The organism is Microbulbifer mixtoriginis (SeqCode), assembly GCF_052468275.1.
In genome coordinates this window covers 2990607-3006541 of record NZ_CP174341.1, presented here as the reverse complement: position 1 = coordinate 3006541, position 15935 = coordinate 2990607, and the positions used below count along the sequence as shown (strand labels likewise).

At 46.6% G+C, this 15935-nt stretch carries 11 protein-coding genes and 3 tRNA genes; 8 read left to right on the top strand and 6 right to left on the bottom strand.

The annotated features are described in order from the left end of the window. Window positions 1-101 precede the first annotated feature (101 nt). The 4 genes from ACJJIC_RS13135 to ACJJIC_RS13120 form a co-directional block, all read right to left on the bottom strand. Window positions 102-2831, bottom strand: a complete 2730-nt coding sequence (locus tag ACJJIC_RS13135) for a TonB-dependent receptor domain-containing protein (protein WP_445357124.1) — start codon at window positions 2829-2831, stop codon at window positions 102-104. A gap of 121 nt (window positions 2832-2952) precedes the next feature. Continuing rightward, a complete protein-coding gene (locus tag ACJJIC_RS13130) occupies window positions 2953-4602 on the bottom strand; it encodes a beta-helix domain-containing protein (RefSeq protein WP_444904690.1) in 1650 nt (549 codons plus the stop codon). A gap of 468 nt (window positions 4603-5070) precedes the next feature. Further along, entirely contained in the window at window positions 5071-5634 is a 564-nt protein-coding gene (locus tag ACJJIC_RS13125) for a DUF1285 domain-containing protein (RefSeq protein WP_444886117.1), read from the bottom strand. Further along, window positions 5627-6304 carry a TetR/AcrR family transcriptional regulator gene (locus ACJJIC_RS13120; RefSeq protein ID WP_252085834.1) on the bottom strand — a complete coding sequence of 226 codons (678 nt, stop codon included), beginning with the start codon at window positions 6302-6304 and terminating at the stop codon, window positions 5627-5629. Before ACJJIC_RS13120 ends, ACJJIC_RS13125 begins: the two co-directional genes overlap by 8 nt. A gap of 385 nt (window positions 6305-6689) precedes the next feature. Here ACJJIC_RS13120 and ACJJIC_RS13115 point away from each other — a divergent pair, with 385 nt between their 5' ends. Then, entirely contained in the window at window positions 6690-7538 is an 849-nt protein-coding gene (locus tag ACJJIC_RS13115) for an acyl-CoA thioesterase (protein ID WP_252085833.1), read from the top strand. Between the two features lie 496 nt (window positions 7539-8034). On the opposite strand, the gene ACJJIC_RS13110 is transcribed toward ACJJIC_RS13115, so the two are convergent. Both ACJJIC_RS13110 and ACJJIC_RS13105 read right to left on the bottom strand, forming a co-directional pair. Then, window positions 8035-8111: transfer RNA gene (locus ACJJIC_RS13110), tRNA-Pro, on the bottom strand. A 241-nt stretch (window positions 8112-8352) separates the two neighbouring features. Next, the gene (locus ACJJIC_RS13105; protein ID WP_444904689.1) at window positions 8353-8493 is read right to left on the bottom strand and encodes a hypothetical protein; all 141 of its coding nucleotides are present in this window, start codon (window positions 8491-8493) and stop codon (window positions 8353-8355) included. A gap of 797 nt (window positions 8494-9290) precedes the next feature. Here ACJJIC_RS13105 and ACJJIC_RS13100 point away from each other — a divergent pair. The 7 genes from ACJJIC_RS13100 (at window position 9291) to ACJJIC_RS13070 (ending at window position 15932) form a co-directional block, all read left to right on the top strand. Then, complete coding sequence (locus ACJJIC_RS13100) at window positions 9291-10112, top strand: hypothetical protein (RefSeq protein ID WP_445357123.1); 822 nt, start codon at window positions 9291-9293, stop codon at window positions 10110-10112. Window positions 10113-10205: 93 nt separating this feature from the next. Then, on the top strand, window positions 10206-10439 hold the full coding sequence (locus tag ACJJIC_RS13095) for a hypothetical protein (RefSeq protein WP_444900827.1): 234 nt from the start codon (window positions 10206-10208) through the stop codon (window positions 10437-10439). 86 nt (window positions 10440-10525) lie between these two features. Beyond that, entirely contained in the window at window positions 10526-12430 is a 1905-nt protein-coding gene (locus ACJJIC_RS13090) for a S8 family serine peptidase (protein WP_445357122.1), read from the top strand. A 315-nt stretch (window positions 12431-12745) separates the two neighbouring features. After that, complete coding sequence (locus ACJJIC_RS13085; protein WP_445359691.1) at window positions 12746-14110, top strand: hypothetical protein; 1365 nt, start codon at window positions 12746-12748, stop codon at window positions 14108-14110. Between the two features lie 423 nt (window positions 14111-14533). Further along, window positions 14534-14607 (top strand) — tRNA-Cys (locus ACJJIC_RS13080). 94 nt (window positions 14608-14701) lie between these two features. After that, window positions 14702-14788: transfer RNA gene (locus ACJJIC_RS13075), tRNA-Leu, on the top strand. A 250-nt stretch (window positions 14789-15038) separates the two neighbouring features. After that, complete coding sequence (locus tag ACJJIC_RS13070; protein WP_445357121.1) at window positions 15039-15932, top strand: hypothetical protein; 894 nt, start codon at window positions 15039-15041, stop codon at window positions 15930-15932. Window positions 15933-15935: the final 3 nt, after the last annotated feature.

Sequence of the window (15935 nt, the reverse complement as noted above, 5' to 3'; positions counted from 1 at the left end):
CATTTTTGTATCCGCGTTATTAGTCAGCGCTCTTCTAAGAACGCAAAACCAGATGAACTCCTGCTCCCAGAAGTCGGAAGCAGGATTTAGCAGGCAGAAAATCAGAATTTATACTGAGCACTTAAGGCAAAGAATTGGCCAAGCTTCTCTTCGAATACGATGACGCCATCACGCTCAATCTCGATAGACTCATCCAACAAATTTTGCATCTTGGCTTTTATTGTCACTTCTTCGATGGGATACCAGGAGTAAGTCAAATCCAAAGAATGAAAAGGTTGTTCATATGAGTCTGGATCGAGTTTACGGCCGGCGAGATGCAACCTCTCACCAAATACGTTATACCCCAATGTTGCCGAATGGTTGCCATCAGGACTATCAAAGCCCAAAAGCATATTCACGACAAACTCCGAAGCCCCCGTCATTTCCCGCTCAGGATTCGTAGGCGCATCAGCCTCACCCCCCGCAACCAATTCCGTCTCCTGCAAAGTGACGTTGCCCTGCACAAAGAAACTCTCCATCGAGTCACCCAGGAAGCCGAGCTGCTTCATGCCCTCGATTTCAATACCGGTAATTTCTCCAGACTCGGCATTAATAATTTCCCTGGCTACATTGGTATCACTGGAAGCCGCTTCAAAAAATTCTATGGGGTCAATAACATCCTTATAAAAAGCGGAAACCGTTAAGTTGTCCCCACTATCGAAGAACCATTCGGCACGCAGATCATAATTATGGATTTCAGAGGGACGAACACTGGGGTTACCTTTGACCTGCTCTCCAGTAATAGGATCGATATAATACGCATCGGTAATTTCACGAAGATCCGGCCGTACAGCTGTCTTTGAGACTCCAAAACGAAGCTGAAAAGTCTCCGTCCAAAACTCTCCCATATAAGTCAGTGAGAAAGATGGATAAATGTCATCTTCAGAATATACGGCTTCCAGCAGTTCTTTCGGGTCAGTTATTACTTGAGGGTCATCTATGGTGTAGCCATAAGGATTCCACTCAAGTGCCACTTGACTGTAATCCTCCCAGCGCGCCCCTGCCGAAATTCGCCAGGTTTCAAATAATGTCCAATCGAATTTACCAAATACTGCATCTGTAGCCGTAGCTGCTAAATAGCTTTGCTTGTTACTTCCCGCCAAGTCGAAAACGTAGTCATTTCCATTGTTGGTGATATTTTCATCACCAAATACCTCGCCCAGCGGGCCAACGAGTACATCTTCAGTAGCCACACTGAAGATATCTAGGCGCAGCTCAGTTTGCTTGTATGAGCGCCCCTTCTCCATCCTCGCGAAGCCGCCCGTCAACTCCAAACTTGAAAATGAAAATTCTAGAGGCAAGTTGACTGACCAACCGTAATTTTTGACTTCGTCTTCAAGCTCTGTAAATCGGAAACCTGCACTTCGAGAACCCGTACTGACCTTAGAGCTAAGCACTTCACCCGTCGTAGGATCAGTAACTGTATCGGAAATGACGTCGACCTGATTGGGGATATCTGTGGTCGCTGTTGCATCCGAATAAAACCAATCGACAACCACCTCTTCCGGAACCCAATTGAGGAGGTCAAAGGGCATAAGAGTTTTGGTCTCAGGCTCCAGAGAGTGACTGCCCTTGACCTGATTCAGGGCTAGCTCTCTCTCTTCATACTTCAGCAAATACTCACGATAACCAGAACCGTCCGACACCTGTCGATTCTCATTAAAGTAATCAGTAATAGAGGTTTCATCATCAGTATTGCGCAGGAATATACTCGTAGTTTCAATCACATGCTCATCAGCAAAGCGTATACCTAAATTTAAATTCCCACTGATATCCACTGAATAAGTTGACTTGTTACGATTATTCAATTGCTCTTTGGGGGCACCAAAATTGCGTAGGGTTCTCTCAGACTCCCTCCACTTATTTTTATAAGAAGCTCCAGCCAGAAACCCCAACTCCCAATGATCATTGAGGGAAAAACGATTGCCTACACTCGCTTTCACATCCCCATCCAAATCACTGGAATCCTCTTCGATAGAAATATCACGATTGAGATTTAAGGCCAGTTCACGATTTAGCGCTTGAGCTGCATCATCGGCCTCCTGCTCACTGGCATACTGATTTCCCTCCTCGACCAGAACTTTTCTGATATCGGAGATACCCAAGCCTCCCCTAAAGCGTTTTAGCGCTGCAGATATTTCTCCTGGGAGTGCCCTGGTACCATCATCAGTTCCGAAGATATCATCATCCCCACCCTGATAACTCAGAACCTCACCGCTGGTTTCCGTATTGCTTCCTGTGCCTAACTCTACAGAATAAGTCAGATCATCGGGAATTCCCTTTGTGCGAATATCCACATTGCCACCGCCAAAGCTAGCAGCCTGATCAGCAGAGTAACTCTTCTGAACAGCCAGGGAATCCACTATAGAAGTAGGGAATAAATCGAGGGGGATTACATTTCGGGTCAGGTCCGGTGAGGGCACTATCGCACCATTTAGCGTGGTACTTGAGTAACGCTCCCCCAATCCACGTACATAGACGAACTTATCACTCACGAGCGACAGTCCTGACACCCTGCGCAACGCAGCCGCCACTGTAGAATCCCCTACCCGACCGATCATCTCGGCACCAAGGATATCGGTGACCACTTCTTCTTCCAGGCGCTCACTGACCAGGGCCTCTGCGGAGTCCCGCAAACGCCCCTGAACTACCACTTCTTCAATCCCTTGTGCTGTACCAGTGCTTTCTTCCACCAAATCCGCATCCTGGGCAAATACACCAGGAGCCATAGCAGAGGCCGCGGTAATAGCCATTACCAACGGCAGCCTCTGGAAATTTTCATATTTAGCCATTACACGGGCCTCTTATCATTCCTATTTTGGGGTATCAAAACCAAACAGGGCGCCAACCCCATCAGCGAAGGCGGCGCCCTGCAGGTTCAGGAGAAATACTCCTAACAATCCCTAAAGCTAATTATTCAAACCAGAGAGGCTGTGCACGGTTGCCCTGGTGAAGGCCGTAAGTCCAACCTTGAGTCCAGTCAGTGCCATTTATATCGAGGGCACCCAAGTATGCGCGTTCAAACGCAGTTACAGTAGGCACGGCATCATTGATGCGCTGTTGATCAGCAGCCACCGTATAGATTGCAGGGGCTCCGTCTAGCAAAATAAAATTGGTATCAATACCGATGGTTGGGCTCACCGCACCAGAAATCGGGGCAAACTGGTTACCGTTATCTTCAGCCCAGGCCACTAAATCGAATGAAGCTTCGTCGGTTTTAGTGCGATCTTCACAAGCGAAAATGTTTGAGGTCAGGGCTAGCTCTTTTCCGGAGGTCGCTTCGTTACGGGTTTGAGCACTCTCCATACGTAAACAGTAGTTGCTACCATCATCAGCCGTTTCGTCAGCTTTAAATGAGGCAACGATTATTGAGTTAGTAATCATTGGGTAAATACCCTCACGCAAGCGCCACCCAGCACCCGGATCATGCGTACCTTCTTTTTGAGCAGAAACGATACAAGTCAGACCATCAATCATAGGGCGACTGTTAAGCCCTTGATTAATCAGTGCGGTGTAATCAATCGTGTCTTTATAAGAACCGATTCCATCTGCCTCAATACAGTGGTTGCCATCATTTTCACTCTGAATCACCAGGGCATTGGTGATACTTCCGCGGTAACCCTCGTCAATATCGATTGAGTCATCTCGCACATAAAGAGCAACATAATTATTAATATCTACCGCACCACCAAAGAACTCAATCCCATCATCAAAAGTGGAATAAGCCTGCAAATTGTTTACCACAGTCCCATTTCCAACCGCATCAAATGAGATACCATTGAGCTCATCGCCACTAGCGACCAAGGCTCCAGTATGTTTTACGACGACATAGGAAAGCTCACCAGAGTTATCCGCATTGTTGTCGCCGCCGTAGTATGAAGTGTTATCGTCAGTAGACCCCTCGGCAGCAACATGACACTCTCCATCCAAGACCAAATCTCCGCTGCCAATAGAGCCTTTATATTTACATTTATTGGTAACACCAAAACCATTGATAACCATTCCACCCCACTGGGATACTGCATCAGCAGTCACAGTGCCGCGAACATCAGTTTCAGAAGTGAAGGTAATTGGTGCGGTTTCAGTACCACGGGCAAAAACTTGCGAGCCACGATTCACGACCATAAAAGCCGAGTTATCCTTGAACGCAACGGTTGTCCCAGCCTGTATCTCCAGCTTTACGTTATCTCCTCCCTTGGTGATACCAGCGGCCTGCAAGTCGGCATCACTAGAGAAATTTTCACCAACAAAAAGACTACCATCAAAAATATGGGCTCCACCTTCTGAAAGCGCCGGGAGGTACAAATCTTCAATTAAAGGATTGGATGCAGAAACAAAATCGGTTCCATATCGGCAGTTACCACTCTCGTAGGTACCTTGCACGCCCGAGCTTTCGATAATTGCACAGGGGTTTTCTGAAGAACCACTTCCAGAATTATCAACAGAGTTATCTACTGAATTATCTACGGTCTTAGGCTCAACACTGACACCACCACCATCACAACCCGCCAATAAAGCCGCAATTACAGCAGCCAGGACAACTCGATTTTGTATACGCTTCATACCCCCCCCCTAAAGGAATTAATATCCAAAATATGAGCAGCCTATGAATATTGACCTCAGATTTTACTTACAGGTAAAAACTTGAAATCAAATAATTGACTGCCTGAACACTATGTTTGTTTTTACGCCTAAGCGAATAGGACGAAGGGGAGTGTAGAAACGGCGTATTGCGAATTTGTTAACTTTTTATATGTTTTCAGTAATTTTTGCACTAGAAACTTGAACTTTACATTTAATTGTATTTTTTATTTCCCTTGGATTTACATACGCTTTCAGAAAAATGAAAGAAATATAAAAACCATTAAATCTTGCCAATTTGCACAAGACTACAAAGACTTCAAAAAAATATGGAAAGTTATGAATCTAGGGAGAACTTACGTTAAAGGCGATTTCAAGAGGGGCTTATCTAAATAGTTAGATAAACCTGGGGGAATAGAAAACAACCCCAGGTTTAGAAAAGGGCGCTTGCTAATAAGAACCCAAAAGAAATTCACCACCCGCACTGCGTATAAACAGCTGCCCAGAACCATTTTCCCCCAGCCTTCTCTCTTCTGCCCAATCTACCAGCTGGTAGAAGACATCACGGGACACCCTGGCCATTAGGCCATTTCGGGCTTCTACGTAGGGGACTGGCTGCGCAGGTGTGCCGAATTCTTGAAGCTGCCAATTGCTACCTTGATTCAGCTCGATGACATCGCCCACACTCGTAGTGAATAATAGCCGCTGCTCCTCACCCTCTGAGGCACTGCGCGCAACCTGAGTAGCTACAAAGGGGACATCCTCAACCTGTATTCGCAGCTTTTCGACAGGAGTGACCAGAAAGTACTCATCCCCTTCCCTCTTCAGAATGCTAGCAAACAACTTCACCAGTGGCTGGCGGCGGATTTCGGTTCCTTCATGAATCCAGCGACCATCACTCTTGATCACCATATCCATATCGCCACAGAAATCCGGGTCCCACCGGTCAACCGGTGGGTGCCCGTGGAACTCCTTTTGCAACTTTTGCAGTTGCTGAAAAAGTGGCTCAGCCAAAGGAGGACCCCGCCGTGTCGCCAGAATGGCCGCTCTCCATGGGTTTACGCTGTGAGGTATCACCAATGTGTACACCCACATCCATAATAAACTCCATCAATCCCTCACGATCCTCGATCACATCGGCAAAGGATTTGGAGTGATAGAGCTCTACTGCGCCCTGCACTAGGGCCCAGTAAGTGGAGTAATAGAAATAGGCAGGCACTTTTTTCAGCATCCCCTGCTCTATCCTGCGCTCAAATACTCGGTTTAAAGCCGAGGTGTTGGAGTTACGGATAGCGTGTAATTCGGAGATCATCTCAGGCGCCAAATTGAGAGAGATAATCTTTTCTTCCAAGCGCTGAAAGAGGCGATCCTTACCAGGATCAGCCATACGGGACTCAAAGTAGGCACGGGCGGGCGCGGTAATGTCGCCTTTCTCTGCATTCTCTACTGCGATCTTCAGGCGCTCTGCCAGGGACTTTTCATAGTCCATCAGCAGCCGCATATAGATTTCTGTTTTAGAGATAAAGTGCTTGTAGATGGTGCCTTTGCCTATATCTACACGCTCAGCAATCTGCTCAACCGTGACTTTCTCTTCACCATGCTCCAGCAGAAGCTCCAGAGCCGCATCCAGGATGCGCTGCTCTCGCGCGCGAAACCTCTGAACCTTCTCTTTTGCCTTATCCATACTTCCGACCTTCTCTGCCCGTAATGTTGGGGACTGAAATTGACTATTCATTCATGAATGATAGGCAATTCGAGTCGCTTGGAAAAGAGAATCGGGAAATTAGCCTAGAAAATACGCCCAAAGAGAGAGCAGCCCGCCTAAATTTTGTCCTAATACGACATTTAAGGTCCAAGTTAGCCATCATTTTCGCCATGAATGACATCACATTGCTAACGCAAAGCGCCCAACTAAGTGAACCATCAGCCACCAATGAAACTTGATGCAAAATTAATGACTAATAATGGCCTTTACGTCATCTACTGTTATTATCGCTCTTCTGGGCAGACCTCCAATGCCAGCCCAGGCAAACCCGACTATCACTTATAGGTAACAGGTAGAGTCGTCCATGTTGGAAAAGCTGAGCAAACTTCTCGACGTCGAAGAGCTGGATCGCCACCTCTTTCGCAGTCGCCATCACGTCGAAAATTATCGAAAAGTACTCTTTGGGGGCCAGGTGCTTGGCCAAGCCCTGATGGCCGCCGCCCGTACCGTCGAGGATCGCCTGCCACACTCCCTACATGCCTATTTCTTACGCCCTGGATCAAGCGAGCTACCGGTAATCTATGAGGTGGACCCAATACGTGACGGGGGCAGCTTTACCACCCGCCGCGTTGTGGCCAAACAGCGCGGCCGCGCGATCTTTAACATGTCGGCCTCTTTCCAGATCCAGGAGCCTGGTTTCGACCATCAGGCCGACATGCCTGCTGTGGACATACCTGACCCAGAAAGCTTAAAAAACACTCAGGAACTGGCTCTGGAGGCTGGCCTCGTTAGCCCGCAGTATGACCAGCGCCGCTATATGATCGACTTCCGCCCAGTAGATCCACAAAGCTACTTTGGTGCCGAAACTCGAGAAGCCAAGTGTATGTTCTGGTTGCGTGCAGAGGGCGAAATGTCTGATGACCCTATCGAGCACCGAGCAGCACTCTGCTATGCCTCTGATATGGGACTACTGGGCACCTCTCTGCAGCCACATGATATTTCCCTATTCGATCCACACCTGATGCCAGCCAGCGTTGACCACGCCATGTGGTTTCATCGCAACTTCCGTCTCGATCAATGGCTTTTGTACGTCACTGATAGCCCATCTGCCGGTGGTGCACGTGGATTTACCCGCGGCCAGATCTATACCCGCGATGGCGTGTTGGTAGCCTCTACCGCACAAGAAGGCCTCATTCGACAAATTAAAAGCTAAATCGAAAGGTTATAACGAAAGCCAGACAAGAAAGCGCCACTCATTGTATCGGTAGAGATAGCCCAGCCGGGAATGAGCGGCGTAACCTTTTTACCTGAAAATCTCATAAATAGCTTCAGGATCTCCACGGGTGAATAGTCCCTTCTAATCCACAAAGACAATCGCTACCAATTTGGCGATCTCGCCGACATAAACTGGCAGTTTTCTTCTTAGGATACGTAACAGGCCACTCTGCATTTTTGAAGTGTGAGAAGTATGGAGTCATTTCGCTTTAGGGGCTCGCGAAAATACCTTCATCTACATGTGCGGCACCCTCTTAACCCCTGCCCCATAAGAGCAAAAAATGGAAAAGTACAGACCATTCCCAAGCACAATAACCGGAGTTTATTAATAAGGCTTTTGAACCATGTGGAAAGTTGGTGCTAGAAATACTCAGGAGAAAAGAAGCAAGCTGACAGACACAAAAAAGCCCGCAGCATGCGGGCTTTTTAAATAATGGTCGGTGAGAGAGGATTCGAACCTCCGACCCCTTCGTCCCGAACGAAGTGCGCTACCAGGCTGCGCTACTCACCGAGGTCGCGAATACTACGCGCCCACTTTTTATCGGTCAAGTATTTTCGACGCAAATTTCATCTTCGTACATTTTGCATTCAACCACCTTACTTTATGGCTTTTGAAGGCTTTATCTCTCCCCGCTATACGAACATCTTTGGTTTTATGTTATCGCCCCCTCTGAAATAACCGGCTTGCCCATTCGGGAGTCTTATTTTGGATATATTTCAATCAATAGTGTACTCCTGCTGATTTCGCTCCTTCATTTCGGCAAATACCGCATGCGGTGCACTTGGTGAGCAATGGACTCCTGCAATTGCAGGGCATCATCTGCTTCGTAGATACCACTCACCTCAACACTGGTGACCAGATATAGATGATACTTGCTTGAAACTAACAGCATGTTAACGGCTTTATAAGTGCATTCTTTTAACCGCTATTTAAGTGCCTTCCAAGTTAATGGGTGTCCATCACATTATTCGTAGCCTGATACCAGGTGACCTCTACCTTGATCCTGGATACTACGCCTTTTTAACTGCACCAAGATTTTTCACAGCACACATAGAGTTTCATTCAGCACTACCTGCTGCTATTAAACCCGGCGAAGCCAATAGATTGATAAAGATCCATGTGAAACATGCAGAATAAAAAAGCCCTCCGCCCTACCCCACATTGATTCCATAGAGAAGAATTTTTAGCTTACACATAAAACAACTCAGAAAAGAAGAAATGCTTTATGATTATTATTTAGGAGGAATTTAAATAAGATTGCCTACTTGAAGTCACACCCTGAAACTTTTGAGCGGGGATGAATACATCGCCTCCTCCAAACAATACAATGTATAAGTTTAGAATCAACACGGCCTGCATCTTATAGAAAACTGAGTGAATTATCGGCTAAAAAACGTTACATTTTTAAAAAGGTACAAACATTTTTCACGCCTTTATATTCAACCGATTTTAGCCACAAAAAATTCTTAAACTTTTCCAGCACACTGCGAAAGCTTCTCTATACTCTGCTCAGCCAGCTGGATACCCGACACTTAAAGCATTCCCCCTATTATTGGCACCTGATTTACTTCTAGCTGGTCAAATTGTTAATGGGGCTTTATCAAGTCTCAATACTCTCAACCCAGAAACCATGAAATACCTGGACGATAGATTTTTATATCGATAAAGGCCTACTCAAGGAGTACGTTCATGTACCAGCCATATGCATACGCTCAAGGGACTTTTGGACAGCCACTTAACTACGCTATTCCTCCAATCAACACAGTCGCAGGATTCACCAATATATTCCCTCATCATGCTGTACCACAACTGAGCCCCCAAGGTTTCCTGGGTGATTTGGTGAGTCGGGCGGCGCCATTAATTAGCGGTATTGTTGGTGGACCTCAAGGCCAGCTGATCAATTCCCTCGGCGGTCTTGGTCAATTGCTTCCCTTCCAAGCATTACCACAAATTCAGCCTCAACTTACCCAGCCATTCATTCCTCAAGGATATACTGGAGAATTAATCAACCGGGCAGCGCAACAATTTGGGGGCTATTTGGGTGCCCCCCAAAACCAATTTGTGAATGCTGTGAATAACCTCAGTCAGTTACTGCCTTTCCAGGCTGCGCCACAATATACGCCCCAGGGTTTCCTAGGAGAACTGATAAACCGCGCTGCGCCGGTAATTGGCAACTACATTGGTGGCCCACAGGGCCAACTTCTCAACAATGTTGCGCGACTAGGTCAGCTACTGCCATTTCAGGCCATGCCTCAGTTCGTTCCACAAATAACGACACAGCCATATTTAAATCAGTTTACCCCTGTTACCCAGATTCAAGAGCAGCTGGGGACCCTCCCTGCTCAAATGATGAACCCAATGACGAGTATCGGCCATACATTGCCATTTCAGGTAATACCACAGACTCCATATCAAGGATTGCAAAATTTAAGTGGTATTGGACAGGCATACCCATTCCAGGCCATGCAGCAGCCTAACTCACCCCTACAGCAGCAATCCTATTTACACTAATCAAACACTGATTCTTGGTGGCGGATTTTCCGCCACCAGTTTTATATAACTTGCCCCGGCATTCTTTAAGTTGATCGTTATCAGAGAAAAATAATGAAAAAATTTGAGCAGTATGTGGCTGTCCCTAACCGCAAGGTATTAGCTACCGCCATAGAATTGGAGGAGCTGGCACGCGAGGCAAAAAACTGCCCAGATGTGAAAGAAGTCGTCTTGCGCAAAAGCAATGTCACACTACGAGCTACACCAGATGCAGTTGAAAACTTAAGAAGGAAATTAGGCGGGAAAGTGATCATAGATCCAGACAGACCTATTCAGCCAATCGGCTAATATTGAATACCCTCTCGATTCATTACTTTCGGACGTTAAGCACACGCTAAAAGTCAGCACCGCACTGAAAGCGAAGGAACACAAACATGACTGAATCCCGACAAGAAAAGGCCGCAGGAGAACCTTCGGTCGAGGTTGCAGAGAAGGTCGAGTTACTTATTTCTCCCCGCCGGAGCCAAGTGGCCAAGTCTATGGGAGTCCAGCTATTAAACGCTGGCTCAATGCACAATATAATTTCAACTATTGCCAGGCAGCCCGGTTGTGAAGTGCTTCGCGAAATTAGGCCAGGCAGAAAGCTAAAAACACTTTCAACTGCAGATGAAGCAACAAACATCTACAAAGTGCGTATGGATGTTGATGCTGCCGCTAATCTCTACCAAACGGCCCCTCCCAATATTGCCGTTGAACTGGATTCATTACTTTCTTATGGGCAAGCTAATTTTGCACCAAGCTTTACTGCAATTTTTGCACAGCAACCCGGTCTCTTGCGTGAATATCATGCTAAGGCCCAACAAGTCCGGCTCCGAGTGGTCGGCTCAAAGGGTGAACCGATTAGGGATGCTCAAGTAATTGTAGAAAGTGCGGGCTTCCCACAAGAGGGCGTAACCAACAACAAAGGGGAAGTGGCAATCAATATTTTCGCCCAGAGTGGCGGGGCCCAGATCAAATCCCTTCTTATCCGCCCCTCTAAAGATTTCTGGAATAAATATATTCGTTGCCCCTCACTTTCTCTGACAGGAGTAAACCTGGTCAAATTGCACTCACTAAGCGAGGCAATCCCCAGCTTTCCAAATAACGCTCCCTATGGCTGGGGGCAAAAGTACATGGGCTTAGATCAACTTCCCGATGAATATACCGGTAAAGGTATTAAGATCGCCATCATTGACTCGGGGGCCGATAACCAACATCCAATACTCTCGCATCTAAAAAATGGCATTGATGTCACTAATAATTACGACAGCAAAAGCTGGGCAGAAGACATTGTCGGACATGGAACCCATTGCGCAGGTATCATTGCCGGCCAACCCTCTGGGACTGATGCTATACGTGGCTTTGCACCAGAAGCCGAAATTTATGTATTTAAAGTCTTCCCTGGCGGCCAATTTAGTAGCCTGATTGATGCAATCGCTCACTGCATTGAAATAGGTATTGATGTAATCAATATGAGCCTGGGGAGCACAGATTCATCAGAAGCCGTTGAACAGCAAATTGAAGATGCCGTGCAACATGGTATCGCCTGCGTTGTTGCCGCTGGCAATTCTGGCGGCCCTGTTCAGTATCCTGCAAGATCCCCCAATGTTATGGCTGTAGGGGCAATAGGAATGCTCAATGAATTTCCAAGAGACTCCTGGGATGCTCAAACCGTTATTCCATCAACCGTTACTGCAGATGGTGTTTTCTTACCCACCTTTAGTTGCCATGGACCAGAGGTATCAGTAGCGGCTCCGGGAGTGGGTATTGTGTCATCGGTGCCAGATAAAGGATTTGATGTACAGTCAGGCACGTCCATGGCAGCACCTCATATCACTGGTCTTGCTGCCCTGCTACTTGCCCACCACCCATTATTTAAAACCACTTTCAGACAGCGTGATATTTCGCGTACAACCGGCCTCTTCCAACTGATCCGAACACTAACATCACCAATGAATCTTGGGGCAGATAGAGTAGGAGCCGGTGTTCCCAGGCTATTTGGTATTGATTCTCTATTCGAGTCAGCCAAAGAAATGGCAAAAACCGAAGGTGTTGGTGTATCTGCCGCCCAGCCCACAAGCCCACACGCTTCTCCTTATACCGGATATAGCGTGCCGCCAATGCAAGGCTATGCGGGGGCTGGAGCAAACTGGTCCGGCCATCAGTTTGTCCCGGCCTATTACGGGGCAGAGGTTAGCGGAATGCCCCCCCAACAACCAGTGATGGGTACTTTCCCAGACGGCTTCGCCTTTGCCTATGGAATGCCCTTTATGGATCCACGCTCCATTCGTTATTGGTAGAGACATCCACAGAGGCCACGGGAGCCTGTGGCCTCTGTACCTACGTCATTCCTCAATGCTTGCGCATGGGCCATATTCCCTACACACAGCTTGAATAAAAATCAACCACCCTTTCCCCTATCAACATTTTTCGGCGGCGCTTTTCTACATAACACAACCTCTAGTGACATATTGGGTTGTGCTTAAATATACCACTTACATTGATAACGTCTTTATAAGTGTGTTCTTTAGTTCGACTTGATAGTCAAAGTTGCTTCTACATGCACTAACAAGACGCACCGGAACGAATGATTAAACCCAGGTGCCGTGACTCATTTGCTTGATGGCGACATCTCGGCACCTGTAGGCTTGCTCATTGTCCAAATTGGAACTTGTTGGATTTTCTGCCAGATAATGATGCGTAAACAACTTCTCTCTTTATCTTTGATTGTTCTTATCCTTTCACCGGTTTCTAGGGCATATGAGCTCTTATACACGGCAAAAATCGACCCTGAAAGTAAGAAGGCCTTGGTTGAGGTAGCTCTGAGTGGTGAAGACGTACCCAGTAAGCTAACCCTGAACCTGGCTTCAGGCCGTTATAAGGACCTGAAGAGCGCGCAGCCTTTGGAAGAAAAGGAAGGAAAGGCTATATGGCACACCGCCGGCAACGAGGCAAAACTCCGTTATAGTTTTGTTATCAATAACCAAAGGAAAAACGGTGGTTATGATTCACGCATTACCAAAGACTGGGCAATTCTACGCAGCGATAAATTAATTCCGCCAATTTCTGCTACTAGCCGAGGACGGGCCACGGATACCCGCCTGAAGTTAGAGATGCCTGAAGGTTGGTCTTCCGCTCTGCCCTACCCTCAAATCGAAGAAAATCTCTATCAAATATCCGACAAAAAGCGACGTTTTGTCAGACCAAAGGGATGGATGATTGTTGGTAAGATCGGCAGCCGCCAGGATTTGATTGCCAACACAGATACCAGAATTTCCGGCCCTAAGGGGCAAAATATCCGTCGACAGGACATTCTTGCATTTCTCAATTGGAACCTGCCAGAACTTAAAAAAATCTTCCCTCTATTTCCAGGCCATTTATTGATCGTTACCGCTGATGACCCTATGTGGCGAGGGGGATTATCCGGGACGCGCTCATTATTTATGCATGCCGATCGGCCTTTGATCAGTGGAAACCGCACCAGTAGCATGATCCACGAGCTAGTACATGTCGGAACAGGTATCCATGGAGATGACCAGAGTGACTGGATTGTGGAGGGCCTTGCAGAATTTTACTCCCTTGAAATTTTAAGAAGAACTGGTGGCATCAGTGATGACCGCTACCAAGAGGCAATGGATAAACTGATTAATTGGGGAAAAAAGGCCCCCACTCTATTGGTGAAACGCTCCTCAGGACCAGTTACAGCGCGGGCAGCGGGAGTTATGCTGGAACTCGATAAAGAGATTCGTGAAGCGAGCGACGGTAAAGCCAGTATTGATGAGGTTGCGAAAGCACTCGCGAGTACCCGTGGCGAAGTTACTTTGGAACGCTTTCGAAAGCTGTCAGAACAAGCAGCTGGTAGACCCGTAAAAGCACTGGCCTTAGAAAACCTCACCGAGAATAATTCTAAGGACATCAAACAACAGATAAAAAAAAGCCCTGACGACGGGGGGGGAGAGCGTCAGGGCCAAGACCATTAGGAGTGAAACTTGGAGGATTTCATCCTTGCTACACTACGGGCAAATACCATCCTGGTGTGCCCTACCGGCATTGCATAACACGTTTGGGGGGAGACATGTTAGCCAGATAAAGACAGTATCGAACACCCTCAATGGATTGCCAGCAACCCTTCCAATAAATTAAGAACAAATGGAAATAGCTTCATTGGCAACCGTACTAAAAGTTATTAAGTCTATTGCCATAAGGTCATCCGTGAACTTTCCAGACTTTTTTCCTCAAGTTTTACAATTTGTTGAAAACAACGCTTGACTAATCTCTGATAGTCCATAGAATAGCGCCCACTTACGCAGCCAAGGGCACGTAAGTATAAGAAAACGCTAGGATTTTTCAGATTTATCAGATAGAATTCGCAGCGTTCTCATCCACACACGATGTGGAACAAAGGCTAGGTGGCAGAGTGGTCATGCAGCGGACTGCAACTCCGTGTACGCCGGTTCGATTCCGACCCTAGCCTCCATTTTTCCTTTTCATTGCAGAATCCTGTGAACTGCATTGAACGTGAGGATCCAGGGAAGAGCAAAAGTGCTAAACTCCCGTCTCGCAAAGGAGCTGCCCGGGTGGTGGAATTGGTAGACACAGGAGACTTAAAATCTCCCGGCTTCACGGCCGTGCCGGTTCAAGTCCGGCCCCGGGCACCACACACTCTATCAGAATCAACAAGTTAGATACTTTTTGGTGCAAATTTGGTGCACCCATTTTCAAAGTTCATTCTTAAATAATCGCCTTCCCCTCATATATCTCTTCATAGTCTCTTACTGAGCTTCTTCTCCTGATCAATTAGTTCAAAACGCACTCGCCTCCATATTCGCAGGCGTAAAATGATATGGCCACTAGACATCAATACTGCCAAATTTAATAATTCGCCGATGTCAAAAAATGGAAAGACATATGGCTGAAATAGGCTTTAAGGTAGCATGGGCAAGACTTGTAAACTGGCGGTCGCCAAAGGGGCCCATTGAGGAGCGCACTCTTTGGCAGATAGACTGGTTTAAGGCGGCTTTCTACATTCCTCTGTTCCTTGCGATAATCTCCGCTGTCTGGATAGCCGCTCGGCTAGACCTTCCCTGGGATCCAACTTATGTTGGCTTAAATCGGCTCTTCGACATCTATAAATTTCCTATCGCTGTTTTTTCTCTTGCACTGCCATTTACAGCATTCATAGCGACAAATCATAGATCAGCTCAGTCTGCCGAGAGCCTAAAAAGAGTGGAACTCCAAAACTCTTTCTCAAACTATTTTACCCACAGAAAAGAATTCTTCGATTTGCTTTCAGAACTTGAAACAAAACTCAAGATTACATTTTCTGATACGGGCGCACTCTATCAGAATTGCTTTCCAAGAAATAAAAAAATCGAATTCAATATTGATCCTGTCGGCCTTAAAGAAGATGCCGCCCAGCCTTACCTGCTCTATTTAGATGAAAAATTCGAAAATGCCGAAATGAAAATTACCTATCCTGAGGTACCTTTTACTCAAGAAAAAATAATAGAAATTTATGGCACCTACTCAGAATTATCAAACCAGCTATTTTTTCAAGTGAAAGATGGGGTACAGATAAATGGTGCAAAGATAGGATTCTCTATCGAAAACCCTTTAATCCATAGGGAGTTAATTAGTGACGTATTGATTCAACTTGGGAGGTTTTCTGACATTGACTGTTTTAATGCCCGTCAAATCCATCACTGTGAAGATTTTGATGCTGCTGCCAGAGTATACTTCAAACCAGAAAGTAATTGTCACACCCCAGAAAACAAACTCATAGACACCCCTATTGAGAGTTGATTA

Excerpts from the sequence above, each read along its gene's own strand:
- ACJJIC_RS13090 (WP_445357122.1), top strand. The coding sequence starts at position 10,526 with ATGACTGAATCCCGACAAGAAAAGGCCGCAGGAGAACCTTCGGTCGAG.
- ACJJIC_RS13100 (WP_445357123.1), top strand. The coding sequence starts at position 9,291 with ATGTACCAGCCATATGCATACGCTCAAGGGACTTTTGGACAGCCACTT.
- ACJJIC_RS13115 (WP_252085833.1), top strand. The coding sequence starts at position 6,690 with ATGTTGGAAAAGCTGAGCAAACTTCTCGACGTCGAAGAGCTGGATCGC.
- ACJJIC_RS13070 (WP_445357121.1), top strand. The coding sequence starts at position 15,039 with ATGGCTGAAATAGGCTTTAAGGTAGCATGGGCAAGACTTGTAAACTGG.
- ACJJIC_RS13095 (WP_444900827.1), top strand. The coding sequence starts at position 10,206 with ATGAAAAAATTTGAGCAGTATGTGGCTGTCCCTAACCGCAAGGTATTA.
- ACJJIC_RS13135 (WP_445357124.1), bottom strand. The coding sequence starts at position 2,831 with ATGGCTAAATATGAAAATTTCCAGAGGCTGCCGTTGGTAATGGCTATT.
- ACJJIC_RS13130 (WP_444904690.1), bottom strand. The coding sequence starts at position 4,602 with ATGAAGCGTATACAAAATCGAGTTGTCCTGGCTGCTGTAATTGCGGCT.
- ACJJIC_RS13120 (WP_252085834.1), bottom strand. The coding sequence starts at position 6,304 with ATGGATAAGGCAAAAGAGAAGGTTCAGAGGTTTCGCGCGCGAGAGCAG.
- ACJJIC_RS13105 (WP_444904689.1), bottom strand. The coding sequence starts at position 8,493 with ATGCTGTTAGTTTCAAGCAAGTATCATCTATATCTGGTCACCAGTGTT.